Origin of the sequence: Streptomyces sp. KL116D (genome assembly GCF_030766975.1) — a bacterium.
Taxonomy (GTDB): Bacteria; Actinomycetota; Actinomycetes; order Streptomycetales; family Streptomycetaceae; genus Streptomyces; species Streptomyces longispororuber_A.
In genome coordinates this window covers 67,988-92,008 of record NZ_JASERH010000150.1, presented here as the reverse complement: position 1 = coordinate 92,008, position 24,021 = coordinate 67,988, and the positions used below count along the sequence as shown (strand labels likewise).

At 74.3% G+C, this 24,021-nt stretch carries 21 protein-coding genes; 9 read left to right on the top strand and 12 right to left on the bottom strand.

Going from position 1 to position 24,021, the window contains the following annotated elements; translation table 11 throughout:
* Nucleotides 1–57 precede the first annotated feature (57 nt).
* Both RBJ77_RS59615 and RBJ77_RS59610 read right to left on the bottom strand, forming a co-directional pair.
* Nucleotides 58–1,860: a hypothetical protein gene (locus tag RBJ77_RS59615; RefSeq protein ID WP_372352565.1), complete on the bottom strand. Its 1,803-nt coding sequence runs from the start codon at nucleotides 1,858–1,860 to the stop codon at nucleotides 58–60.
* On the bottom strand, nucleotides 1,857–2,918 hold the full coding sequence (locus RBJ77_RS59610) for an ATP-binding protein (protein ID WP_372352564.1): 1,062 nt from the start codon (nucleotides 2,916–2,918) through the stop codon (nucleotides 1,857–1,859). The genes RBJ77_RS59615 and RBJ77_RS59610 overlap by 4 nt, the downstream gene beginning before the upstream one ends.
* 255 nt (nucleotides 2,919–3,173) lie before the next feature.
* Between RBJ77_RS59610 and RBJ77_RS59605 the strand changes: the two genes are divergently transcribed.
* On the top strand, nucleotides 3,174–4,799 hold the full coding sequence (locus RBJ77_RS59605; RefSeq protein ID WP_372352563.1) for a DUF6345 domain-containing protein: 1,626 nt from the start codon (nucleotides 3,174–3,176) through the stop codon (nucleotides 4,797–4,799).
* A 193-nt stretch (nucleotides 4,800–4,992) separates the two neighbouring features.
* On the opposite strand, the gene RBJ77_RS59600 is transcribed toward RBJ77_RS59605, so the two are convergent.
* The 3 genes from RBJ77_RS59600 to RBJ77_RS59590 form a co-directional block, all read right to left on the bottom strand.
* Nucleotides 4,993–6,381 carry an amino acid permease gene (locus RBJ77_RS59600; RefSeq protein WP_372352562.1) on the bottom strand — a complete coding sequence of 463 codons (1,389 nt, stop codon included), beginning with the start codon at nucleotides 6,379–6,381 and terminating at the stop codon, nucleotides 4,993–4,995.
* 89 nt (nucleotides 6,382–6,470) lie between these two features.
* A complete protein-coding gene (locus RBJ77_RS59595; RefSeq protein ID WP_372352561.1) occupies nucleotides 6,471–8,642 on the bottom strand; it encodes an alkaline phosphatase family protein in 2,172 nt (723 codons plus the stop codon).
* A gap of 51 nt (nucleotides 8,643–8,693) precedes the next feature.
* Nucleotides 8,694–9,110, bottom strand: a complete 417-nt coding sequence (locus RBJ77_RS59590; RefSeq protein WP_372352560.1) for a hypothetical protein — start codon at nucleotides 9,108–9,110, stop codon at nucleotides 8,694–8,696.
* An 89-nt stretch (nucleotides 9,111–9,199) separates the two neighbouring features.
* Between RBJ77_RS59590 and RBJ77_RS59585 the strand changes: the two genes are divergently transcribed.
* Both RBJ77_RS59585 and RBJ77_RS59580 read left to right on the top strand, forming a co-directional pair.
* On the top strand, nucleotides 9,200–9,973 hold the full coding sequence (locus RBJ77_RS59585; protein WP_255972134.1) for an MBL fold metallo-hydrolase: 774 nt from the start codon (nucleotides 9,200–9,202) through the stop codon (nucleotides 9,971–9,973).
* Nucleotides 9,973–10,599 (top strand): DedA family protein, encoded by a 627-nt coding sequence (locus RBJ77_RS59580; RefSeq protein WP_372352559.1) that lies wholly within the window; start codon nucleotides 9,973–9,975, stop codon nucleotides 10,597–10,599. The genes RBJ77_RS59585 and RBJ77_RS59580 overlap by 1 nt, the downstream gene beginning before the upstream one ends.
* Here the strand turns inward: RBJ77_RS59580 and RBJ77_RS59575 are convergent.
* From RBJ77_RS59575 to RBJ77_RS59565, 3 genes are all read right to left on the bottom strand, one after another.
* Nucleotides 10,579–11,637 (bottom strand): MBL fold metallo-hydrolase, encoded by a 1,059-nt coding sequence (locus RBJ77_RS59575; protein ID WP_372352558.1) that lies wholly within the window; start codon nucleotides 11,635–11,637, stop codon nucleotides 10,579–10,581. The genes RBJ77_RS59580 and RBJ77_RS59575 overlap by 21 nt on opposite strands.
* A complete protein-coding gene (locus RBJ77_RS59570; protein WP_372352557.1) occupies nucleotides 11,634–12,977 on the bottom strand; it encodes an aminotransferase class I/II-fold pyridoxal phosphate-dependent enzyme in 1,344 nt (447 codons plus the stop codon). The genes RBJ77_RS59575 and RBJ77_RS59570 overlap by 4 nt, the downstream gene beginning before the upstream one ends.
* 291 nt (nucleotides 12,978–13,268) lie before the next feature.
* Nucleotides 13,269–14,036 carry an ANTAR domain-containing response regulator gene (locus RBJ77_RS59565; protein ID WP_372352556.1) on the bottom strand — a complete coding sequence of 256 codons (768 nt, stop codon included), beginning with the start codon at nucleotides 14,034–14,036 and terminating at the stop codon, nucleotides 13,269–13,271.
* 75 nt (nucleotides 14,037–14,111) lie between these two features.
* Between RBJ77_RS59565 and RBJ77_RS59560 the strand changes: the two genes are divergently transcribed.
* Complete coding sequence (locus RBJ77_RS59560; protein ID WP_372352555.1) at nucleotides 14,112–15,248, top strand: PAS domain-containing protein; 1,137 nt, start codon at nucleotides 14,112–14,114, stop codon at nucleotides 15,246–15,248.
* On the opposite strand, the gene RBJ77_RS59555 is transcribed toward RBJ77_RS59560, so the two are convergent.
* Complete coding sequence (locus RBJ77_RS59555; RefSeq protein WP_372352554.1) at nucleotides 15,249–16,067, bottom strand: RNA polymerase sigma factor SigF; 819 nt, start codon at nucleotides 16,065–16,067, stop codon at nucleotides 15,249–15,251.
* A gap of 215 nt (nucleotides 16,068–16,282) precedes the next feature.
* Nucleotides 16,283–16,414 carry a hypothetical protein gene (locus RBJ77_RS59550; RefSeq protein WP_372352553.1) on the bottom strand — a complete coding sequence of 44 codons (132 nt, stop codon included), beginning with the start codon at nucleotides 16,412–16,414 and terminating at the stop codon, nucleotides 16,283–16,285.
* A gap of 136 nt (nucleotides 16,415–16,550) precedes the next feature.
* Here RBJ77_RS59550 and RBJ77_RS59545 point away from each other — a divergent pair, with 136 nt between their 5' ends.
* The 3 genes from RBJ77_RS59545 to RBJ77_RS59535 all read left to right on the top strand — a co-directional run bounded on the left by RBJ77_RS59545 (nucleotide 16,551) and on the right by RBJ77_RS59535 (nucleotide 18,124).
* The gene (locus RBJ77_RS59545) at nucleotides 16,551–16,931 is read left to right on the top strand and encodes a DUF2795 domain-containing protein (RefSeq protein ID WP_372352552.1); all 381 of its coding nucleotides are present in this window, start codon (nucleotides 16,551–16,553) and stop codon (nucleotides 16,929–16,931) included.
* A gap of 81 nt (nucleotides 16,932–17,012) precedes the next feature.
* The gene (locus RBJ77_RS59540) at nucleotides 17,013–17,453 is read left to right on the top strand and encodes a CBS domain-containing protein (RefSeq protein WP_372352551.1); all 441 of its coding nucleotides are present in this window, start codon (nucleotides 17,013–17,015) and stop codon (nucleotides 17,451–17,453) included.
* 122 nt (nucleotides 17,454–17,575) lie between these two features.
* Entirely contained in the window at nucleotides 17,576–18,124 is a 549-nt protein-coding gene (locus RBJ77_RS59535) for a type 1 glutamine amidotransferase domain-containing protein (protein WP_372352550.1), read from the top strand.
* A 277-nt stretch (nucleotides 18,125–18,401) separates the two neighbouring features.
* On the opposite strand, the gene RBJ77_RS59530 is transcribed toward RBJ77_RS59535, so the two are convergent.
* Nucleotides 18,402–19,373, bottom strand: coding sequence for an AraC family transcriptional regulator (locus RBJ77_RS59530; RefSeq protein ID WP_372352549.1), 972 nt, complete (start codon nucleotides 19,371–19,373; stop codon nucleotides 18,402–18,404).
* Between the two features lie 203 nt (nucleotides 19,374–19,576).
* Here RBJ77_RS59530 and RBJ77_RS59525 point away from each other — a divergent pair, with 203 nt between their 5' ends.
* A complete protein-coding gene (locus RBJ77_RS59525) occupies nucleotides 19,577–20,638 on the top strand; it encodes a hypothetical protein (RefSeq protein ID WP_372352548.1) in 1,062 nt (353 codons plus the stop codon).
* A gap of 28 nt (nucleotides 20,639–20,666) precedes the next feature.
* On the opposite strand, the gene RBJ77_RS59520 is transcribed toward RBJ77_RS59525, so the two are convergent.
* Nucleotides 20,667–22,289 carry an ABC-F family ATP-binding cassette domain-containing protein gene (locus tag RBJ77_RS59520; RefSeq protein ID WP_372352547.1) on the bottom strand — a complete coding sequence of 541 codons (1,623 nt, stop codon included), beginning with the start codon at nucleotides 22,287–22,289 and terminating at the stop codon, nucleotides 20,667–20,669.
* Between the two features lie 94 nt (nucleotides 22,290–22,383).
* Here RBJ77_RS59520 and RBJ77_RS59515 point away from each other — a divergent pair, with 94 nt between their 5' ends.
* Nucleotides 22,384–23,889, top strand: coding sequence for a bifunctional phosphatase PAP2/diacylglycerol kinase family protein (locus RBJ77_RS59515; protein WP_372352546.1), 1,506 nt, complete (start codon nucleotides 22,384–22,386; stop codon nucleotides 23,887–23,889).
* The last annotated feature ends 132 nt before the right edge of the window (nucleotides 23,890–24,021 follow it).

Sequence of the window (24,021 nt, the reverse complement as noted above, 5' to 3'; positions counted from 1 at the left end):
CACCATCCGATCACAAACGGCGCCGCGAAGCGCGCCAACCGGCCCCGGAACCCCGCGTCAGCGCACCTGGAACACCGGCCCCCGCGCGGTGAACGGCAGCCGGGCGCCCTGCGGCAGCAGATACGCGTGCTCGCGCGCGACCCGCAGCACGTCGCACGCGCCGTCCGTGATGATCAGCACCGGCGCGGTGGGCGGGAAGTCGTCGGCGCGGCGCAGCAGGTCGATGCCGGGCTGCAGGACCGTGCCGCCGCGCCCCTTCACCCGGACCCGGCCCGCGATCTCCGTCGCCGGGAGGTACCCGGCGTCGTACGCGGTGGCGTCGCAGAAGACGACCCGGGCGGCCGGTACGTCGCGGGACTGCGCGTACGAGGCGATGGCGCCCAGCGCCTTGCCGAGCAGGGTGCGGCTCATCGACCCGGAGGTGTCCAGGACGACGCCGAAGGTGCAGCGGGCGACCGCCTCGGGCGGGAAGTACCGGCCGGCGCGCGGGATGCCGGGCGTGGAGGCCTGGCGGCGCGCCGGACGGGAGTAGGACCGCAGGGGCTCGGGCCGGGGCACGAACTCGTCGAACCAGCGCGCCAGCCGGGCGTCCCACGGCACCGGCGGATGGGACAGGGCCCGGATCTCCTCGACCAGCCCGGACGGCAGCAGACCGCGCTCCTGCGCGTGGTGCAGCTCGAAGCCCTGGACGAGGCCGCGCCGGTAGAACTCGTCGAGGTCCACGAAGTCCCGTACGGGGCGCAGGGGTTCGCCGAGGACGTCACCGCGCCCCTTGCCGCGCGGCGTCGTGAGGCGGCGCCGGGTCCGCAGGTCGGCGGCGATCCGGTCGTACACCTCCTCGGCCGACAGGCCGCTCAACTCCGGGTCGTACAAGAGCCCTTCGGGCATCTCGCCGATCCGCATCTCGCGCAGCCAGCCGTTGATGACGTAGTCCGCGGCCACGTTGAAGAGAAAGGGGTCGCGGGCCCCGCACCGGTCGCCGTGGCGCAGCGCGGCGTGCAGCATCTCGTGGCCGAGGACGAACCGCCACTCCTCGTCGGAGAACTGCTTGAGCGGGTTGACGTAGATCTCGCCGAGGTCGGGGGCGACGGCGGCGATCGCGATGTCGTGCGCCCGGGCCAGCTCAGCGTCGGCGACGAGGGTCATGCCGGCCGCGACCCCGCCGAGCAGCGGGTACGAGGAGACGAACCAGCTCAGGGCCCGCTCCCAGGGCCGCAGCGGCACCCGCGCCCCGCCGAGCTCGTCGCGCCGGCCCCCGGCGACGTCCATGGCCGCCGACACCGTGCGGGTCAGGGCGTGCGCGAAGACCGCCTGCCAGTCCTTGACCGGCCCGTGCCAGGCGGGCCACGGCGCGAGCACCTGGTCGGCGTGGTCGGGGCCGCCCGCGCCGCAGCGGGCGTACTCGGGCGGGATGCCGTCGCGGCGCCAGCGCGCGGCGAGCTGCTCCTCGTCGCCGCCGGGGAACACCGTGGGCAGCTCGGCGGGGGGCTGCCCCACCGGGAACGTCTGCTGGAAGCGGTGCACGACGACGCAGCGCGCCGCCCGTTCGTACGCGTCGGGCTGCACGCGTCCGCCCCCGGCGGCCGGCACGTGCCCGAAGCCGAGGTGCAGCAGGCAGTGCGCGAGCGCCCAGGCCCACTCGGCGGGGTCGGCCCGGCGGGTGGGGTGGACGTGCACGCGGCCGTTCGAGTCGACGTGCGCCCAGCCGTTCGGCGGGGCCGCCCGGCAGCCGGCCCGGCAGAACTCGGCGTCGAGCGAGCCGAGCGCCGGATTGGCCCGGACCGTCGCGAGTCCCTCGAGATAGGCCTCGGTCGCCGGGTCGGGACGGTCCTGCGCGGTCTTCTTCCGGGCCCGGCTCACCGGCGGGCCTCCACCAGGCGGGGCATGTCGCGGGCCGCCTCCACGAGGAACCAGGCGGGCAGCAGCGGGTTGCCGTCGGCGTCGTCGGCGATGACGGTCTGGGCGACCTCGACGGAGATCTCGGCGAGCTGCACGAGCAGCGACTTGGCGCGGAAGGCCGTCTGGCGGACCGCGGGCGAGGCGTGCTCCTTGGACGCCGGGAGGTCCTTGGCGAGGCGGCCGCGGAACGAGTCGGCGAGGTAGTACAGCAGGTCGCGGTCCTCGACGCGGTGCGGCCAGCGGGCGTCGCCCTTGAGGATCGAGTCGAGGCCGAACCGGCTGCGGACGATCTTCGCGTAGCCGCAGAACGCCACGGCGTGGGCGGGGGTGAGCGTGCCGTGCGCGAGGATCCGCAGCGTGTCCTCGTCGAGCGTCGGGCCGAAGCTGTGCAGCGCGTCGGAGAGCATGTGCCAGGAGCGGGGCGTGGAGAACGGCTCCTCGGTCTTCGGCGGCTTCGACCACAGGTGGTCGGGGCGGTCGGTGAGGTGGTCCTGGATCCACGGGTGGATGCCGGCGCCGGCCGCCCAGGCCAGCCAGTCCGTGGCGGACGCCTGGAGGTGCACGTGGGTGAGCCGGTTGACCAGGGCGGAGGCGATGGGGCGGGCCAGCGCGTTGTCGGTGGCGCGGTTGCCCGCGCCGATCACGATCGAGCCCTCGGGCAGTTCGTAGTTGCCGATCCGGCGGTCCAGGATCAGCGAGTAGAACGCCTTCTGCACGTCGGGCGTCGCCGCGTTCAGCTCGTCGAGGAACAGGCAGTACGGCTCGTCGCGCGCGATCGCCTCGGGCGGGCAGAACACGGACCGCCCGTCGCGGATCTGCGGCACCCCGATGAGGTCCTCGGGCGCCAGCTGCGTGCCGAGCAGGCTCACGCACTCCAGGCCCAGCGAGTCGGCGAAGGCACGCACCAGCGACGACTTGCCGATGCCGGGCGCGCCCCAGATGAAGACCGGCCGCACGGTGGCGAGACCGAGCAGCAGTTCCGGGATGCGGGAGGGCGTGACCGTGACGGCAGCCTGCACGTACTGACTCCTTGCGGGAAACGAGGGATACGGGATGTGGGCGGGGCGGTGCCCCGGCGGCGACGGACGGGGCGCGCGGGTGCGCGGCTTCCCGTGCGACCAGTGTGGGCCGTGCCGCGCGGGCGCGCAGCCGAATTTCCCGTGCACCACCATGGCCGGAAAGCGCGCTGGGCAAGCCGTCACGGCGGTGACACTTTGAGGCCCCCAACTCAGGGGGATCCGCAGGGGGTTCGGCAGGGGGTTTGGACCATGCGCATGATCTATTCGGACCGGGGCCCGTCACCGCTGGAGACCGGCAAGCCCGGTGCGGCGGCCGACCGGGACTCGACGTTCGGCTGGTGGGGCGCGTTCAGCATCCAGAAGTTCGTGAACCAGAACCCGCTCTCGCACACGCACGAGGACGCGACCGGCTGGCTCTCGTACCTCCAGCAGTTCTACGACCGCAACTTCTGGTTCGCCGACAGCGGCGTACAGGTGTGGGCGTACGAGGAGACCTACGACAACTGGCAGGACAGGTACGGCGTGGACGCCGTGGTGGCCGTGTACCACTCGGGGCACGGCGGCATGGACGGCAACGGGGTGTTCTTCGCGCCGCTCGGCGCCAAGTGGGACAACCGCTCGGACGCTATCTCGAACCGGATGGCGTTCGGCAACGAGAAGGCCAACTACGTGTTCTGGTCGACGTGCAACTCGCTGCGCGTCCTCGACGGGCACTCCCCCGTGCGCACCTGGGCGGGCCCGAACCTGGGCTCCCGGATGATCTTCGGGTTCGAGACGACGAGCATCGACAGCCCGGACTACGGCAAGAAGTTCTGGGAGAAGTGGCGGGCCGGGCAGACGTTCTGCGACGCGTGGCTCAACGCGAGCTGGGACATCTACCACGGTCAGGCGCCGTCGGTGGCCGCCACGGGCGCGACCCAGGCCGAGGCGACCAATCGCCTCAACGCCGAGCGGAACTTCTACCGCGAGCACGTCTCCGACGCCTGGTACGCGTGGCGCTGGTACTACGCGCGCGAGGGCCTGCGCGACCCGATGACGCAGGCGCCGGCCGAGCCGGCGATCGTGCAGCTCGCGCCGCGCGACCCGAGCCAGGAGCTCACCCGGCTCGGCCAGCTCGCCCACTTCCCGCAGGCCGCGCTGCAAGAGGTGCACGTCGAGCGGCAGGGCGTGCTCAGTGCGAGCTCCGGCGACCGGTACGTGTCGACGGCGCCGCAGGCGGTGCGCTGGGTGCGGCTGGCCGAGGCCAACCACCGCAACACGCAGCAGCTGCCGACACAGCGGGCCGTCGAGGTGGCCCGGCAGTTCGCCGAGGAGCACGCCGACGGCGCCGAGCTGGTCGTCGACGGGGTGCATGACCTGATGCAGAACACCGGCAAGAAGGACGGTTCACAGATCGGTGAGCCGGTGTCGCTGGAGACCCACGTCACGTTCCGCCAGGTCCTAAACGGCGTCCCGGTCATCACGCCGGGCCGCGGCGAGTTCCGGGTGGCGCTCGACAACGACGGCACGGTCGTCCAGGCGACCCTGTCGACGCGGCGGGCCACCGGTGAGCTCCGCACCCCCGCGTCCGCGGTCGCGCCGCCGTCCGGCAAGGGCACGTCGGCCCTCGCCTCGCCCGGTTCGCGCGATCCGCGCCAGGCGCTCGACGAGGCGCAGCAGCGGCGCATCGCGCATCTGACCGCGATGGCGGCGGACAGTGGCCGTTCGGCGTCCGACATCGAGGCGCGGCTGGAGGTCAGGGACGTGCCGGGGACGCTCGAGGTCGGCTACGAGATCGAGGGCAACGAGGCGTACCCCGCTGCGCGGAAGCTGATCGAACTCGGGTCGCGGGACTCGATGTTCAAGAAGCTGAGGTGGGTCGTGGCTCCGCTGGCGCGGTGACGTCTGCCGTGTTCTGTTTCATGGGCGGGTGCGGGCCCGGTGGGGGCTTCTCGCGCAGTTCCCCGCGCCCCTGAAGGCATGCGCTGACGCGCAGCCTTCCCCCGTCGGGGAGATGCCGCACCGCAGGTGCGCATCTCAGGGGCGCGGGGAACTGCGCGAGAAGCCCCACCGGCCCGCACCCGCCCACGAGCGATCAGGCCCACGGCGACTGGGCGGTACCCCGCCGCTTCTTCGTCGCGGCCATCCACGCGTACACCAGCACCCCCACGAACAGGAACAGCACGCCCTGGTAGACGGCCGCGTACCCCGCCCCGCCGACCAGCCACATCGAGAACCCGAACGCGGCGACGGCCAGCACCATGTCGCGGGCGAGCCGGGAGCGCCGCACGCGGTGCCCCTGCCCCGACAGCAGGAAGTAGATCTGCGCGGCCGTGGCCAGCAGGTACGGCACCGTGGCCGTGAACGTCGTGACGAGCACCAGCGTCTCGAAGACCCCGGCGGACCCGACGGTGTAGTTGTAGACGGTGAGCAGCGACGCGAGGGTCACCGCGACGACGACGCCGAACGTCGGGATGCCGCGGCGCCGCTTGGTGAACGCGACCGGGAAGAGCCCGTCCCGCGCGGCCGCGTACGGCGTCTGGGCGCTGAGCAGCGTCCACCCGTTGAGCGCGCCGACCATGGAGACGAGCGCGGCGATCGCCACCGCCGTACCGCCCCAGGTGCCGCCGAACATGGCGTTGACGGAGTCGGAGAACGGGGCGGTGGAGTTCACCAGGTCGTCGTGGGCGACGGTGCCGAAGACCGCGACCGTGCACAGCAGGTAGAGCAGCGCGGCGAGCCCCGTGCCGAGGACGGTGGCCCGGCCGACGTTGCGCTGCGGGTCCCGGACCTCCCCGGCGCTGACGGACGCCGACTCGACGCCCAGGTAGCTGAAGAGCAGGATCGCGGCGGACGCGGAGACGGCGCCGATCGCGGAGTCGCCGCTCGCCCGGAACGGGCCCAGGTTGTCGGCCTGGAAGAAGAACAGTCCGCCGACCGCGACGAGCAGCAGCGGGGCGAACTTCAGCACGGTGGAGACGAGCTGGACCGCGCCGACGTAGCGGGTACCGGCGAGGTTGGCGAGCGCGGGCAGCCACTGGCAGGTGAGCGCGGCGACGATCGTCCAGAACGTCGAGCCGTGGATGGGCAGCAGTACGTCGAGGTAGCCGACGGCGGCGACGGCGAGGGCCGCGTTGGAGACCCAGGTGGTGATCCAGTAGCTCCACGCGGCGAGGAATCCGGCGAAGTCGCCGAAGGCCTCGCGGGCGTAGACGTAGGGGCCGCCGGTCTGCGGGTGGCGGTGCGCGAGCCGGCCGAAGACCAGCGCGAGCGCGATCGCGCCGACCGTGAGGACGCCGAAGGCGACGAGCGAGATCGTGCCGTACGGGGCGACGGAGGCGGGGAGCAGGAAGATGCCGCCGCCGATGATGTTGCCCATGACCAGGGCCGTGGCGATGGGGAGACCGAACCTGCGGGCGTGCCTGCCGTCCTGGTCGTCGCCCGGTGCCGGAGCCGTGACGGGTGCGGTTCCGGTGTCGTGCATGCGGGGGTGCGCCTCTCGGTCGTGCTGAGGCCGCCGCGGGATCGCCGGGCGGCGTCCCATGGTCCGGCGGCGGTGCGCTCCGCTCCAAATCAGGCGGATTTGTCCTGCGGCTCCGGGGGCGCCACCGCAAATGATGCGATGTCGGCGTCGCGGCCCGGCGAATTCTCCAGCGGCACCTGCGGCCCGTTCCCCTCGCCGAGCCAGCGCCGCAGGACCTGGTGGACCTGTTCGGCGCCGACCAGGTCGCCGCCGTCCTCGACCGGTTCGGACAGGCCGGGCGGCGACAGCAGGAACGGGCGGCCCTGGGCGCCGCCGAGCCCGCCGTGCGAGCCGATCTGCTCCTCGAAGGCGAGGACTTCACCGTCGATCGGGTCGTACCAGGAGTTGACCATGATGTCGGCGGTGTGCGGGAAGGAGTCGGTGCGGCGCACGGCGTCGGCGGCGCCGGGGCCGAAGTCGGCGAGCGGCCCCTGCCCGTCGGCGAGCTCCGCGCGCGGCACCTCGGCGCCGCGCGCGCCGAGGACGACGGCGCCGTGCTCCTCGCTGCGGACGAGGAGGAAGCCGATGCCGGGGTGGTTGGCGAGGGTCGGCAGCAGCGCCGGGTGGCGGGCGTCGAGCTCCTCGCGGCTCATCCGGTGCGGCACGTCGGGGAAGGAGACGAGCCCGAGGTTCCCGGAGGCCAGCACGACCGGCTCGCTGTGCTTGCCCCTGCCGGCGGACTCCTCGACCGGGCGGTGCAGGGCGGCGCGCACGGCGGCGCGGGCCTCGGCGCCGCTGTGGGTGCGGCGGGCCCGGCGCGGCACGGGCAGTCCGCAGCCCGCGCGCACCAGGTCCTGGAGGGTGAGGCCGTAGCGGGCGCGGAACGTCTCGCCGGGGCTCTGGCCGTGGTCGGACAGGACGACGACGCGGTACGGGCGCGGGGCGTGCTCGGCGACCTTCTCGATCAGGGCGAGGGACCGGTCGAGCCGTTCGAGGACCTTCTCCGCGTCGCGGCTGAACGGGCCCGAGTGGTGCGCGACCTCGTCGTAGGCGACGAGGTCGGCGTAGACGGCGCTGCGGCCGGCGAGCATGTCGCCGATGACCGCCGCGACGACGACGTCCCGCTCGACGACCGTGGCGAACGCGCGGATGAAGGGGTAGAGGCCGCCGCGGCTCACGCGCGGGCGCTGCCTGCAGACCCGGGCCCGGACGGACTGGCCGATCTCGCGGCCGACCTCGGCGAAGAAGGACAGGGCGGTGCGGACGGCGTTGGCGGGGTCGGAGAAGTACGCGAAGTATCCGGCCCGCGACCGGTTCTCCTTGCCGCGGCGGGCGGCGACGGACAGGACGAGCGCGACCTCTTCGGCGCCGCCGCTGAACAGGTTGCCGCGGCTCGCCCCGTCGACGGTGAGCAGGCCGCCGTCGCCGGTCCGCCGGATGGCGCGGCGCTGGAGTTCGGCGGCGCTGGTGGGGCGGTTGGAGACCTGGATCTCGCCGGTGTCCTTCTCGTACCAGCGGAAGGCGGGCACGTCGTGGTTCGAGCCGTGCAGGATGCCGAGCTGGCTGGCGCCGGTCTGGCTCGACCAGTCGGTGCGCCAGGGGGTGAGACGGTGCCGGCCGTCGCGCAGCCAGCGCCCGACCGTGGGCATCACGTCGTCGCGGGCGACGTGGCGCAGCACCTCGTGGCCGACGCCGTCGAGCTGGATGAAGACGGTGCCGGGGGTGGGCGGGCAGACGGCGGCGCCGTCCTCGGCGCGCCGCCGCCGGCGGTCGGCGAGGCGGTACAGGCGGCGGCGGTAGGCGTCGTCGTCGCGGACGGCGAGGGCACCGCCGGTGGCCGAGGCGACGGCCGACATGACGGCGGCCACGACGACCGCGGTCTCCGGGCCGACCTCGCCGCGGCCCTCGGGGACGAGCTTCAGGGCGAACAGCAGCAGGGCGCCGTTCAGGAAGAAGACGACGAGGCCGAGGACGAGGGCCGGTACGAGGAGGAGGGCGCGCACCAGCAGCGGCCACACCAGGGCCGACAGGATCGCGAAGGCGCCGGCGCCGAGGGCCGCGGTGATGGCGACGCGGGTGAGGCTGTCGCCGCTGTCCGACTGGAGCTGGAAGTCCGGCAGGATCCCGGCGAGGATCATCATCGTCGCGGTGCCCGCCGCCCAGACGGTGAGCGAGCGCCATGCCGCGCTCGCCGTCCGCCGCCACCACCGGCCTGTGGCCACTGTCCGGCTCCCCTCGCCCCGTCGCTGCTCTCGGCTGCTTGTCCGGGGCCAGACTTTCATACCTTTTGTACGGAGCCGGAGGGCCTTCGCGCCGTTGCGGTGTTCGACCGGCTAGCAGCCGTCGTAGCCCGCCGTGGGCATCGAGAGGCGGCGGTGCACGCGGGCCTTCATCTCCGTGTCGTACGCCGGCTCGGCGAGGCCCGCCGTCTCCAGCCGCACCCCGCGCCGCTCGCACTCCGCGGAGAACGCGTCGACGGAGCGCAGTGCCGCCCGCAGTACGCGGTCGCACGGGGCGACGAAGACGTCGACGAGGCCCGCGTCGACGTCGGCCCACAGGACCTCGTGGTCCGGGCGCAGGGCGTGCACGAGGAGTTCGCGGGTGATGACGTAGCCGCGCTCGGCGGCCCAGCGGGCGCACATCGCGTGCTGGCTGCGGGAGTCCACCAGGAAGGGGTCCGCGTCGAGTTCCTCCAGCGGAGTCAGACTGGCGATCGCCGCCACCCGGACCGCTCCGTCGGATGCGCCCATGGTGTCCCCCCTCACCTCAGCTTTCGCCGTCGACCCTACTCCTGCGCGTAGGCTCGGGGGAGTCGCACGAAGGAGCGTAAGGAGACAGCGTGCCGGTGGAGATCACCTGGTGGGGTCACGCCACCTGCACGGTCGAGGACTCGGGCATCCGGGTGCTGACCGATCCGCTCTTCGCCCGGCGGCTCGCGCACCTGCGCCGCCGGCGCGGCGCTCCCCCGCCGGCCGGCGCCGCGCACGCCGACCTGGTCCTGGTGTCGCACCTGCACGCCGACCACCTGCACGTCCCCTCGCTCGCCCGGCTCGCCCCCGGCACGCGCGTGCTGGTGCCGCGCGGCGCCGTCCGCTCCGTGCCCGCGCTGCGCCGGCTGCGCACGCTGAAGATCGTGGAGGTCGACGCGGGTGCCCGCGTCGAGGTCGGTGACCTGGTGGTGGAGGCGGTGCCCGCCGAGCACGACGGGCGGCGGCTGCCGGTCGGACCGCACCGTGCGCCGGCGCTCGGCTACGTGGTGAACGGCGAGGCCCGGACGTACTTCGCGGGTGACACGGGGCTCTTCGAGGGGATGGCCGAGGCGGTCGGCGAGGTGGACGTCGCGCTGCTGCCGGTGGGCGGCTGGGGCCCGTACCTGGGCCCGCACCACCTCGACCCGGCGCGGGCCGCCGAGGCGCTGACCCGGATCTCGCCGCGCAGTGCGGTGCCCGTGCACTACGGGACGTACTGGCCGATCGGCATGGACGCGGTGCGGCCGCACGAGTTCCACACGCCGGGCGACGAGTTCGTCCGGCAGGCGGCGCTGCGGGCGCCGGGGGTGGCCGTGCACCGGCTCGCGCACGGCGAGAGCGTCCGCCCGGAGGTGGCCAGGTGATGCTGTCCGCCGCCACCCAGGTGCCGCCCGAGTCGACCCAACAGGCCGTCGGCTACCCGACGTTGTTCCTGCTCGTCGCCGTCGGCGCGCTGGTTCCGGTGATTCCGACGGGTGCGCTGGTGAGTTCCGCGGCCGTCGTCGCGTTCCACCAGTCCGCGCCGTACTCGCTGCTGCTCGTGTTCGTCACCGCCTCCCTCGCCGCGTTCCTCGGCGACATCGCCCTGTACTGGCTGGGGCAGCGCGGCATGCGGTCGAAGAACGGGTCGCGGTGGCTGGCGGCCATCCGCTCGCGGGCACCCGAGGAGCGGCTCGCGCAGGCGCAGGACAAGCTCGCCGACCACGGGGTGATGGTGCTCGTGCTGTCGCGGCTGGTGCCCGCCGGGCGGATCCCGGTGATGCTCGCCTGTCTGATGGCGAAGATGCCGCTGCGCCGGTTCGCCCGCGGCGACGTCCCGGCGTGCCTCGCCTGGGCGGTGACGTACCAGGTCATCGGGATCCTCGGCGGCTCCCTGTTCCGCGAGCCGTGGGAGGGCGTGGTCGCAGCGGTCGCGCTGACCCTGCTGGTCAGCGCGGTCCCGTCGGTGTGGCGCAGGGTGCGGCGGCCGTCAGGCAGTCAGCACGCGTGACGCGCCGATCGGCAGGTCCCACAGCGCGGCGCGGGCCAGTCCCGCCTTCTCCCAGGCGGCCCGCAGCCGGGTGAGCGGTTCGAGGACCGGCTCGGCCGACAGCAGGAACGTGGCCCAGTGCATGGGCGCCATCCGGCGGGCGCCCACGTCCTGCGCGGCCCGCACCGCGTCCTCCGGCGAGCAGTGCACGTCCTCCAGCCACCAGCGCGGCTCGTACGCGCCGATCGGCAGCAGGGCCAGGTCGATGCCGGGGTAGCGGCTGCCGATCTCCGCGAACCAGTGGCCGTAGCCGGTGTCCCCGGCGAAGTAGACGCGCTGTCCGTCCCGGTCGGTGAGGACCCAGCCGCCCCACAGCGTGCGGCAGGTGTCGGTGAGGCTGCGCTTGGACCAGTGGTGCGCGGGGACGAAGTCGAAGCGCACCCCCTTCAGCTCCGCCGCCTCCCACCAGTCGAGCTCGGTGACCTGGGTGAAGCGGCGCCGGGTGAACCAGCGGCCGAGGCCCGCGGGGACGAGCACGGGGGTGTCCCGCGGGAGCCGTCTGAGGGTGGGCCAGTCCAGGTGGTCGTAGTGGTTGTGGCTGATGACGACCGCGTCGACGGGCGGCAGCGCGCTCCAGGCGACGCCGACCGGGGTGACCCGGGCGGGGGTGCCGAGGATCTTGCGGGACCAGACCGGGTCGGTGAGGACGGTGAGGCCGCCGATGCGGACGATCCAGCTGGCGTGGCCGGCCCAGGTGACGGCGGTGGTGCGGGTGTCGACGTCCGGCAGCGGGCCCGGCTCGAACGGCAGGTTCGGGATGTCGGCCAGTCCGTCGGCGGTGGGCCGCAGCGCGCCCTCGCGGGCGAACCGGGCGAAGGCGCGCAGCCCCGGCAGGGGTGCGGTCAGCCGGTCCGCGAACGACTTCGGCCAGCGGCGCGGCACGTCCGCCATGCCTCCCCCGCCGAGCGGCCGCGGCTCGACGAGGGGCCGGTGGGACGCGGTGGCATCAGCTCGCCGTGCCGTCTGCGCCCTGTTCGGCGCCTCGGACGCTTGGGTCATCGCTCGGACTCCCATCCCTCGCCAGTCGGCCCGTTGCCGTCCCGGCCCACGGGGCCCGCGTCGGCGCGGAGTTCGCCGATCTCGCCGAGTGCCGACCCCACCATGCTCAACAGCCGTGCCACGTGCGGCAATTCCAGGGGCTCCGGTGAGGTGAGAGACGCCGAGCGCTCCCGCGGGGTTGAACCGAGCAACGGCCCGGTGGCCAGCCGGCAGCGCAGGGCCGCCGGATCGTCGCCGAACCGGTGGCCGCCGGGCGCCGGCATGCCCAGGCGTGCGGTGAGGAAGTCCTCCAGGTCCTGGGCGTCCCGCACCCCGAGCGCGTCGAGCGGCGGGCGCAGCGGGTCCAGGTCGACGTACAGGTGGCGGCCGCACCGCGGGGGCCTGGCCAGGCCGCCCGCCGCGAGCACCCGGCGGTGCAGCGCGCCCGCCACCGCGCCGTGGAGGGCGACGGCGGCCGTGCGCCGGGCGGTGACCTCCTCGCCCTCGTTCAGGACGTACGTGGCCGCCGCCGCGACCGGCGCCGGGAGGACGCCGCCGGTCGCGGTGAGGATGTCGAGGACGCGGGCGGCGAGCGCGCTGCCCTCTGCGGTCGGCGCGAACCGGGCGCAGGCCGCGGGCAGGGACGGCGGCAGGAACGCCCCGGTCAGATCCGTCAGGACGGTGACCAGGGCGGGGAACATCTCGGCCGGGCTGAACAGGACGGTGTCCGTGTCCGGGTGCACGGTGTCGCGCCAGGTCTCGTCGCTGACGACGTGCAGCCCCTCGGCGGCGGCGGCCTCGACGGCCTCGTGCAGCACTTCGGGCGGCGGCACGGTGGCCGTGGGGTCGTCGGCCACGGACAGCACCAGCAGCCGCGGGTCGCCGCCCTCCGCTCTGACCCGGCGGATCGTCTCCAGGAGGGCGTACGGGTCGGGGACGCCGCCGCACTCGGCGGGCGTCGGCACGTGGAACACGTCGCGGCCGAGCAGCCGGGCCTGCGGCACCCACCAGGCCGGGCAGGGGCGCGGCAGCAGGACGTCGCCGCCGAGCGCCGCGGTGATCGCGAGCAGCAGCGGGGCGGCGCCGGGGGCCGCGGTCACCCGGCCCCGGTCGGCGGCCAGGCCGCGGCGCTGCCAGAAGCCGCGGGCCGCCTCGACGAGGGCGGGCGGGCCGCCGGGCGGTTCGGGGTCGGGGCGGGCGGCCGCTCCGGCGACGATCGCGGTGAGCTCGGGCAGGACCGGGAGGCCCGGTTCCGGCAGCGGTGGGCCGTACCGGACGGGGCCGCGCCCTTCGACGGGGCCGGGGGCTCCGCCGGGGGCGCGGGCGTGGGGGTCTCGGGCCGTGGGGTCCGATGGCCGCATGGTGCCTCCGTGACGTGTCCGATCGCCGGTGCGCTCCGTTGGCACCAGGGTCACATCCCGCGGGGCGTTTGCGCGCGGCGTACGCGTCTGCCGGGTTCCCTCTCGTGGGCGGGTGCGGGCCGGTGGAGGCTGGTCGCTCAGTTCCCCGCGCCCCTGGAGGCCTGCGGCCTCCTGGAGGCGCACGGAGTGCGCCTTTCAGGGGCGCGGGGAACTGCGCGAGAAGCCCCACGCACCCGCACCCGCACCCGCACCCGCCCACGACACACAGACCCGGAACGGCGTACGGGCGCCTCACCGCGTCAGGGCGGCCAGCTCACGTTCCAGCCCCCGCCCCCGCCGCTCCACCACAGCGGCAGCGACCTCCGCCAGTTTGCGGTTCGTGGTCTGCGATATCCGCCGCAGCACCGCGAACGCGGCGTCCGCGTCGCAGCCCAGCACGTGCATGACGATGCCGCACGCCTGGTCGACGACGGCACGGGTCCGCAGGGCGGCGCCCATCTGGTCGATCTCGGTGAGGGCCGCCCGGTAGGAGCGGTCCCGCACCAGACAGGTCGCGGCGAGGTCGCCCAGCGCGCGGACCGGGCCGTGCGGGGCGGCCTCCAGGGCCCCGGGCCGGAAGCTGCAGAGGGTGAGGGTGACGGTGAGGTCGGAGCTGCGGAACGGGATGGTCACGCTCGACCGCACCCCGGAGTCGAGCGCCAGGGCACGGTAGTCGGGCCACCGCTGGTCCCGCAGCAGGTCCTGCGCGTCCACCGGCCGCCCCTGCCGTTCGGCGGCGGGAATGGGCCCCTCGCCGGAGCGCAGCTGCACCGAGACGAGGGCGGCGAGGTCGGGGTGGGTGACGGCGGACGGCCGTTCGTCGCTGCCGTCGGACGCCGTGGCCACGGCGCCGCAGCAGTCGGCCGTGCACCGCACGGCCTCCTCGGCGAGTTCGGAGAGCCGCCGGGCCGGCAGCCCCGACTCCGGTGTCTCATGGGCGAGTCGGCCGCGCTCCGAGGAGTACGGCTCGCCGGTCCTGTGCTCGTTCCCGGTTCCTGGTGTGCGGACGGACTGTCGCATCGGATGACGCCTCCTCTACGGTCCGGCTTCCCCCTGCGCGCCCCCGAAAACGACCGGACGGGATACGTTCTGTCCATGGCGCAGAAGGAGGAATTCGGTGAAGAGCTTGCGGACTTCGTGCGCCGCGTGGCCGAGTTGAAGGCAGCCAGGTCGGTACCGACGGACGAGCTGCCTGCCGTGCTCGACGCGGCGCTCTTCGAACTCGACCACGCGGTCCGTGAGTTGTTGCCGGGGTACGCGCGGCTGAGCGCGGGCAGCGGTGGCGGCGCCGGCCGTTCGGCCACCGCGGACCGGCAGGAACAGCAGTTGCTGCGGGCCGTCTTCCAGCGGCTGCCGCTGCCGGTGGCGCTCGTGGACCGCGAGTCGGTGGTCCGCCGCCTCAACTTCGCGGCGACGACGTTCACCGGGGTGCGCGCCGGGTACGCGACGGGCCGCCCGCTGACGGGCCTGCTGGCCCACGCGGACCGTGTCGCGTTCCGCTCCCAGGTCGCGGCGGTGGCGCGCGGCGAGGGCGACCGCGGTCTGACGGTGCACCTGCAGCAGAGTCCGCAGACGCCCGTGCGCACCACCCTGACCGGCCTGCGGCCGGGCAACGAGCCGCGCACCACGGTCCTGGTGGTCCTCCAGCCCGCCGACGACGACGCCCCGGCGGGCCCGAGCACGGCCCGTCCCACCGCACCGGTCCCCGACCTCGCCGAGACGACCCGGCACACGGCCCTGATGGATCTGGTGGACCTGATGGCGCGGGAGTTGCTCGCCGCGCCCGCGGGCGACGCTTCCGAGGTGCTGCGGCGCGCCGCCCGGACCCTGCACGGCCGGTTCGCGGACTGGGTGGTGGCCGACAAGGGGGCCGCGCGCATGGAGCGTACGACGGTGCTCGGCGCCGACGACGAGGCGGTGCGGGACATCGCCGCGCAGGATCCGGCCGACAGCCCGCTCGTCGTCGAGGCGGCCCGCGGCGGCGCGCCCGCGCTGCTGGTGCGGCCGGAGGATCCGCAGGCGCTCGGCGCGGACGCGTCGGGGGCGCCCGTCGTGGTCCGTGCCGACGTCACCTCGCTGCTGTGCGTGCCGCTCGTGACGGCGTCCGGCGAACCGGTCCAGGGCGTGCTCACCCTGTGCCGGTCCGCCGGACGCCTCGCGTTCTCGATGGCGGAGGCGAAGGCCCTCGACGTGATGTCGCGGCACATCGCCCTCGCGATGCGGCGGCCCTGATCAGGCCGCGTCGGACAGGACCTGGTCCCGCAGCCGTTCGCAGCACCGGCTGATCAGCCGGGAGACGTGCATCTGCGAGATGCCGAGCTGGTCGGCGATCCGGCTCTGCGTCATGTCGCCGAAGAACCGCATGTACAGGATGCGCCGCTCCCGCTCCGGGAGCGCGGCGATCCGCGGTTTGACGGCCTCGCGGTCGATGACGACGTCGAGCGCGGGGTCGACCGAGCCCAGCGCGTCGGAGAGCGAGTACCCGTCCTCGCTGCCCGGCAGTTCGGCGTCGAGGGAGAGCGCGCTGAAGCTCTCCAGCGCCTCGATCCCGGTGCGGGCCTCGTCCTCGGTCATGCCCGCGTGCGCGGCGATCTCGCTGAGCGTCGGGGCGCGCCCCGAGATGCCCTGGGAGAGTTCGTGCTGCGCGAACCTGACGCGGTTGCGCAGGTCCTGGACGCGGCGCGGTACGTGCAGCGTCCACATGTGGTCGCGGAAGTGCCGCTTGATCTCGCCGGTGACGGTGGGCACGGCATAGCTCTCGAAGGCGTTGCCGCGCTCGGGGTCGTAGCGGTCGACGGCTTTGACCAGGCCGAGTGCCGCGACCTGACGAAGGTCCTCGTAGGACTCGCCGCGGTTGCGGAAGCGGCCGGCGAGCCGCTCCGACATGGGGAGCCACGCCTCGACGACCCGCTGGCGCAGTTCGTCGCGCTCGGGTCCGTCGGGAAGGTCGGACAGTTTCGCGAAGTCCTCGGCGGTGTCGGGGGCGTCGTCGTGCGGGTGACGTTGCCCGGGCTTCACCGGGTTCACGGGTGCGCTGGTACGCGTACGCATGGAATCGCAACTCCCTGATGGGGTGCCTTGGGTCCGGTGGTCACCGTGGGAGTCGCGCCCCGAAGCCACGTCGGGCACACCCGGGGCGAGGGCCGCTGACGCGGCTCCGTGGACACGTGATGTGCCCTTCCCACGGACGTGCCTCCTGTCCGAAGCACTGACATGCGCCTGCCCCCGGGGTGCCGTGACAAACACGGCCCCGCCCCGGGGACCCCTCAGCGGGCGGATGCGGCCGGTTCCCGTCGGTCGGAGTCGTCCGGCCGGGGCAACAGCCATTCTTCGTAGCGTCCGAGGGCGAGGACGAGCCCCAGCATGCCGACCGGTACGAGAACCGTGAGTACCTCCATGACCTGTCCTTCCCCAGCGATGGGAGCGAGGGGGTGACGGAGCACGGGTCTCCCCGGCGGAGGCGGGCAAACCGGCAGGTGTCAGCGGGAACCGGTCGGGTACGCGTCGGCCATCGCCGAGTCACTGGAGGGACAGATGCAGCGACGCAGCGACCGGCTCAGCGCGCATCGCGACGACGAGATGAAGACCGAACTGCAGGGTCTGCTGCGGTCCGGGCACTCCACGCGGGTCACGGAGTGGCACGACCCGGAGCCCGTGGCGGACGACGATCCGGAGGTGGCGGGCGGCCCGGTGCTGCCGGGCCCGGCGCCGGGCAGGTTCGAGGCCGTCCGCCAGGAACTGGGGCGGCAGTTGGGGCGCACGGCGTTCCCGGCGACCGCCGTCGCGCTCGCGGGGACGCTCCGTGAGCGCGGCGCACCCGACCGGCTGGCCGACCTGGTCGCCGGACTGCCCGGGGGCACGGTGTTCCGCACGGCGTCGGAGCTGGCCCGCGCACTCACCCCGGACGACGCATAGGACGCGGGTCACGGGGTACGCGGCGGGGTCCCACCACCGCCGCACGTCAGATGTACTCGAGGAGCAGAAAGGCCTACAGCCATGGCCGAATTGGTGAGGGACGTCATGACACCGAGTGTGGTGACGGTCCGCCCGGACGCCTCGCTCGTCGAGGCCGCCCAGTTGATGCGGGCCCAGGACATCGGAGACGTCCTGGTGACGGACGACCGGCGGCTGGTCGGCGTCCTGACCGACCGCGACATCGCGCTGCGCGCCGTCGCCGACGGAGCTGATCCGCTCACGATCAGCGCGCAGGCCGTGTGCACCCCGAATCCGGTGGCCATCGGACCGGACGAAGCGGTGTCCGCGGCGGTCACGCTGATGCGCGAGCACGCGGTGCGCCGGCTTCCGGTGGTCGAGGACGGTCACCCGGTGGGGATGGTGAGCCTGGGCGATCTGGCGCTCACCCAGGACCCGACGTCCGCGCTGGCCGACATCAGCGGCGCCGAACCGGACGGCGGCCCGGCCGGATTCCCGGTCTGACCGGCCCGAGCCGATCGGGCCGTCGATCGGTCACCCGTACAGGACAGCACACGGACACAACAGCACACGTGCACGTCAGCGCACGTACACGTCAGCACACGTACAAGGGAGTTGAGCAACCGATGCGTATCGCGTTCCTGGTGGCGCCCGAAGGGGTCGAACAGGTGGAGCTCACCGATCCCTGGCAGGCGGTGCGGGACGCGGGCGGCGAGCCCGTGCTCGTGTCGACGCGGCCCGGTGAGGTACGGGCCTTCCACCATCTCGACCGGGCGGACGCCTTCCCGGTGCAGGAGACCGTCGCGGACCGGGCGGCGCTGGGCGCCGACGGCTTCGACGCGCTGGTGCTGCCGGGCGGCGTGGCCAATCCGGACCAGCTGCGCACGGACCCCGACGCCGTGGCGTTCGTGAAGGACTTCTTCACCCGGGGTCTGCCGGTCGCGGCGATCTGCCACGCCGCGTGGACGCTGGTCGAGGCCGACGTGGTGCGCGGCCGGACGCTGACGTCGTGGCCGAGTCTGGCCACCGACATCCGCAACGCGGGCGGCACCTGGGTCGACATGCAGGTGAAGGTCTGCACCGGCGGGCCGAACGTCCTGGTCACGAGCCGTCGGCCGGACGATCTCAAGGCGTTCTCCGCGGCGCTGCTCGAACAGGTCAGCGGCGTCGCCTGACGGCTCTGGCGGCTCCGACGGGGCACGGCAGACCCACGCCGACGGGCCCGGCGCAGTGTCCGGGGGGAGTCCGGGCCCGCGGGCAGGTGCCGACCCGGCGGGTAGGGCCGAGTCGGGGCGCCCCCGGGTCCGTCACGTCGGCGGCCACGGGACGGCAAGGACCCGGGGCCGGGGACGGTCACCCGGCGACGGTCCCACGGTAGATCATCCGTGGCGGGCCGCTCGATCCGCTGAGCGCGGCCACTGTCCGGATAGCGCGGTGCCGTGCAGGACCGGGTCAGTCGGGCCGGCCCTCGCGCAGGGTCTGGGACGGCACGCGGCCGTAGCGGGCCCGGTACTGCTCGGCGAACCGGCCCAGATGTCCGAAGCCCCAGCGGTACGCGACCTCGCTGACGGTCGCCGTGCGCGGGTCGGCCGCGAGCAGTTCGGCGTGCACCCGCTCCAGCCGGACGGTGCGCAGGTACGCCATCGGCGGCATGCCCACGTAGCGGCCGAACGCCTCCTGCAGCCAGCGGACCCCGACCCGGGCCTCGGCGGCCAGGTCCGCCGTGGTGAAGGGGTGTTCGGGCCGCTCGCGCATGGCGTTCATGGCGCGCTTGACCGGGGCGGGCCGCAGCTCTCCCTCGACCCGGTCGATCTGTTCGCGGTAGCGGTGTTCGGCGGAGAGCAGCAGTCCGTTGAGGACGGAGTCGCGCAACGGGCCGGCGACCAGGGGGTGTTCGAAGAGGCGGGTGCCGTCGTGCAGATCGGTGGCGAGGGTCTCGACGAGGCGCGCCCAGGACCGGCCGCGGCCCGCGGTCAGGTCGAGTTCGGGGGCGAGGGTGACCGGGCCGCGGGGAGCCCGGCCGGTCAGTTCCTGGACGCGGCGCTCCAGCAGGGCGCGGTCTATCTTCAGCGCGATGACCCGGCCCTCGCCCACCCAGCGGTCCAGGACGGTGGTCCCGACCGGCTGGAACAGGGCGGCCCTGCCGGGCGCGGTGATCTGCTCGGGGCGTCCCGCCTGGTGCCAGGAGAGCGGGCCGCCGACCGGGATGTCCACGTGGTAGGCGCCCAACTCCCCGCAGCGCACCCGGACATCGGCCCCGCACGCCAGGTCGCCGATGGTGATGCCCCCGAGTTCGAGCACTTCGAAGGCGGCCCCGAACCGCTCCGGGCGGGCCAGCACGTCGAGCCGGTTGCTGTAGAAGGCGTCCTTGATCGCCTCCATGGCCTCGTCGACGTCGCCCGTACGGAAGGACGTCCTCGCCACCGCGTCTCCTCAAGCCTGGTCGAACGCTCCGACTCAGCAGCGTACGGCGATCCTCCGGTCGTGGCGACGATCCGCTGCGCCAGGCACCCGTTCCGGCCGCCGGCCCGCGGACACGGCCGCCAGGTCTGTCCACGCCCGGTGCGGGTACCTGCACCGCACGCGGTATCCCGGCCCGGGGTACCCACGACTCCTGGGAGGCAGTCATGGACCTCGCGTTCCTCACCCCGCTGTGCGACCGGCCCGGCCCCTGGGCGTCGGTGTACGTGGACACGTCGCGCTATTGCGGGTCGACGGCGGAGGACCAGACCCTGGAGGCGCTCGGCGTGCAGCGGGCCCTCGCGGCGGCCGGTGCCGACCAGGCCACGTGCCACGCTGCGCGGATGGCGGTCGACGAACTGCGGCACGCGCGGGAGCCGGTGGGCCGGGCGTTCTTCGCGACGGCCGGCGAAGTCGTCCTGGATCCGCCGCTGAGCGCGCCGCCGCCGGGTACCTCGGCCCACTGGGCGCCGGTGCCGCACACCGCTCCCCTGCTGGATCTCGCGGACGACGACCCGGTGTGCCTCGTCGTGTACCTGGACCGGCGGGGCGCGGACTTCGAGGTGCGGTCCTCGCTCGGTGAGTCGGCGGCCGGCACGGTGTCGGTGCCGCGGGCGGCGTCGGCCGGTCCGCCCGCCCGGAACACGTGGGACACGTGGGAGCGCGAGGCCGGGGAGATCGCCCGGGCGCTGGTGGTCTGCCAGGCGGAGACCGGGGCCGATCTGGTGGTGCTGGTGGGCGACGAGCGGGAGTGCGCCGCGGTGCGGGACCGGCTGCCGGGGGTGCTCGACGGGCGGGTGGTGCGGGCCCGGCACGGGGCCGGGAGCGGTCTGCTCGACGCCGAGCTGGAGCGGGCCAGGACCGGGCACGCGGCGCTGCGGGCGGCGCGCGGCGAGGACCTGTTCGCGTCCGCGCGCGGGCGGGTCGACGCGGCGGTGGAGGGGGTGCCCGCGCTGGTCGAGGCGGCCCGGGAGCACCGGATCGCCGAGCTCCTGGTGCGGTCCGGCGGGCCGGACGCGCACCGGGAGGTGTGGGTCGGCGACGCGCCGGACCAGGTGGCGGTGCGACGTGCCGACGCGGCCGCCCTGGGGGTGGCCGAACCGCTGCCCGCCCGGGCGGACGACGCGCTCCTGCGCTGCGCGGCGGCCACGGGCGCGTCGGCGCTCTCCGTGACGTCGGCGGGCCCCTCCGGCGGACTGGGGGCACTGCTGCGCCGGCCGGCCGGCTGAGTCCGTGGCCGGCCGCGCCTCCTGAGGCCTACCTCGTGCGCTCCACGCGGCGCTCGTCCCAGACCGGCTCCGGGGTCTCGCGGACCCTGCCGTCCGTGCCGAAGACCAGGAAGCGGTCGAAGGAGCGGGCGAACCAGCGGTCGTGGGTGACGGCGAGGACCGTGCCGTCGAAGGATTCGAGGCCTTCCTGGAGGGCCTCGGCCGACTCCAGGTCGAGGTTGTCCGTGGGCTCGTCGAGCAGCAGGGCGGTGGCGCCCTCCAGTTCCAGGAGCAGGATCTGGAACCGGGCCTGCTGGCCGCCGGAGAGCCGCTCGAACTTCTGCTCGGCCTGCGCCGTCAGCTCGTAGCGCCGCAGCAGCGACATGGCCGCTCCCCGGTCCTTGGCGTGGTCGCGCCAGAGGATGTCGAGCAGCGGGCGGCCCTGGAGTTCGGGGTGGGCGTGGGTCTGCGCGAAGTGGCCGGGGACGACGCGGGCGCCGAGCTTCCAGTGACCGGTGTGGGCCACCGACGCGTCGCCGGCGAGCAGTCGCAGGAAGTGGGACTTGCCCGAGCCGTTCGAGCCGAGGACCGCGACCCGCTCGCCGTAGAAGACCTCCAGGTCGAAGGGGTTCATGAGGCCGGTCAGCTCCAGGCCCTCGACGGTGACCGCGCGGATGCCGGTGCGGCCGCCCTTCAGGCGCATGGTGATGTCCTGCTCGCGCGGCGGCTCCGGCGGCGGCCCGGCCTCCTCGAACTTGCGCAGGCGGGTCTGCGCGGCGGCGTAGCGGGACGCCATCTCGTGGCTGACGGAGGCCGCCTGCCGCAGGTTCAGGACGAGCTTCTTCAGCTGGGCGTGCTTCTCGTCCCAGCGGCGGCGCAGCTCCTCGAACCGGGCGAAGCGCTCGCGGCGCGCCTCGTGGTAGGTGCTGAAGCCGCTGCCGTGCACCCAGGCGTCGGCGCCGCCGGGGCCGGGCTCGACACTGATGATCTTCTGTGCGGAGCGGGCGAGCAGCTCGCGGTCGTGGGAGACGAACAAGACCGTCTTGCGGGTCTCGCGGAGCTTCTCCTCCAGCCAGCGCTTGCCGGGTACGTCGAGGTAGTTGTCCGGCTCGTCGAGCAGCAGGACCTCGTCGTGGCCGCGCAGCAGCGCCTCCAGGACCAGCCGCTTCTGCTCGCCGCCGGAGAGCGTGCGCACCTCGCGGAACTGCGCCTTGTCGTACGGGACGCCGAGCGCGGCCGTCGTGCACATGTCCCAGAGCGTCTCCGCCTCGTACCCCTGCGCCTCGGCCCAGTCGGAGAGGGCCTGCGCGTACTGCATCTGCGCGGCCTCGTCGTCGACGGTCATGATCGCGTGCTCGGCCTTGTCGACGGCCTGCGCGGCCTCGCGGATGCGCGGCGACGACACGGAGACGAGGAGGTCGCGGACGGTCGTCTCGTCCTGCACGGAGCCCACGAACTGGCGCATCACGCCGAGCCCGCCACCGACGGTGACGGAGCCGCCGTGCGGCTGGAGCTCGCCGGACAGCAGGCGCAGGAGCGTCGTCTTGCCCGCCCCGTTCGGTCCGACGAGGGCGACGACCGCGCCCTCGCCGACGCGGAACGACACATCACCGAGCAGGGCCCGCCCGTCCGGCAAGAAGTACTCGAGGTGCGCGGCTTCCAGATGTCCCATGATCCCGCATTGTGGACGTCCGTGCGGGTGACGGGCAAACCGATTCCTCGGCCGGCGACGGGTGCGCGGCCCTTCACCGGGTACCCGTCGTCACATGTGTGCCGACCTCGACCTGACCACGCCCCCGCTGGACGTGGCCCCGCCGGGCCCCTCCCTGCGCGGCCGACTGGCCGCCCTCGACCTGCGCGTCTTCGAGTTCGCCGCCGGGGCCCGCTGGCCCGGCGCCGAGCGGATCCTGCCGCGGCTGAGCCGCGCCGCGAACCACGGTGTGCTGTGGTTCGCGGTGGGCGGCGCGCTCGCCGCCACCGGTTCGCCGCGGGCCCGCCGGGCCGCGGTGCGCGGGGTGGCGTCCCTGGCGCTCGCCTCGGCGACGATCAACACGCTCGGCAAGCGGTCGGTGCGCCGGCCGCGGCCGGTGCTCGACCCGGTGCCGCTGGTGCGCCGGCTGAAGCGGCAGCCGTTCACGACGTCGTTCCCGTCCGGCCACGCGGCCTCGGCCGCCGCGTTCGCGACGGGCGTGGCCCTGGAGTCGCGCGGCTGGGGCGCGGCGGTCGCGCCCGTGGCGTTCTCGGTGGCCGCGTCCCGGGTGTACACCGGCGCCCACTTCCCCGGTGACGTCCTGGCGGGCGCGGCGCTCGGCGTGGGCGCGGCCTTCGCGGTGCGCGGCCTGGTGCCGACCCGCGACCAGATGCCGTCGCCCGGCCGCCCGCTGGTGGACGACGTGCCGGCGCTGCCGGACGGCGAGGGCCTGGTGCTGGTGGTGAACACCGGGGCCGGGACCCCGGAGAAGGTGCGGGCCCTGAAGGGTGCGCTGCCGCGCGCCGAGTTCGTGGAGTGCACGGGCGGCGAGCTGGAGACCGCGCTGGAGAAGGCGGCGCCGCGGGCCCGCGCGCTGGGGATCTCGGGCGGCGACGGCTCGGTGAACACGGCGGCCCGGGTGGCGCTGAAGCACGGGCTGCCGCTGGCGGTGCTGCCCGGCGGCACCCTCAACCACTTCGCGTACGACCTCGGCATCGAGGACGTCGGCGATCTGGTGCGGGCGGTCGTGGGCGGTGACGCGGTCGCCGTCGACGTGGGCCGGTTCACCTCGTCCAAGGGCTCCGGCATCTTCCTCAACACGTTCAGCCTGGGCGCCTATCCGGAGCTGGTGCGGGAGCGGGAGCGCTGGTCGGGGCGGATCGGCGGGCGTCTCGCCGATGTCGTGGCGGCGGTCCACGTGCTGCGCCGCGATCACCCGCTCGAAGCCGAACTCATGGGCAGGAAGCGGCCGTTGTGGCTGCTGTTCGCGGGGAACTGCACGTACCGGCGGATGGGCCTGACCGCGGGGCGGCGCGCCGATCTGGCGGACGGGCTGCTGGACGTGCGCACCGTCAACGGCGGCCGGCTGCCCGGGGTGCGGCTGCTCGCGGCGGCGCTCTCCGGTCCGCTGTCCCGCTCCCCCTTCCACGCCGCGACACGGCTCACCCGGCTGCGGGTGGGCGGCATCGCGCCGGGCACGCCGCTCGCCTTCGACGGTGAAGTGGGCGAGTGCGGGCCGGAGTTGACGGTCGACAAGCAGCACGAGGCGCTGCGCGTGTACCGGCCGCTCGCCCTCCTCTGAGCCTTCGGACCCAGCACCGCTGTCCACATCTCAAGACACGTATCTCACTATGCGAGTGACCGGCGTACGGTGATCACATCGCCCGGGGCGGCCCGCCCCGGGCGGTTCGCCACACCGTGAAGGGGATCCGGT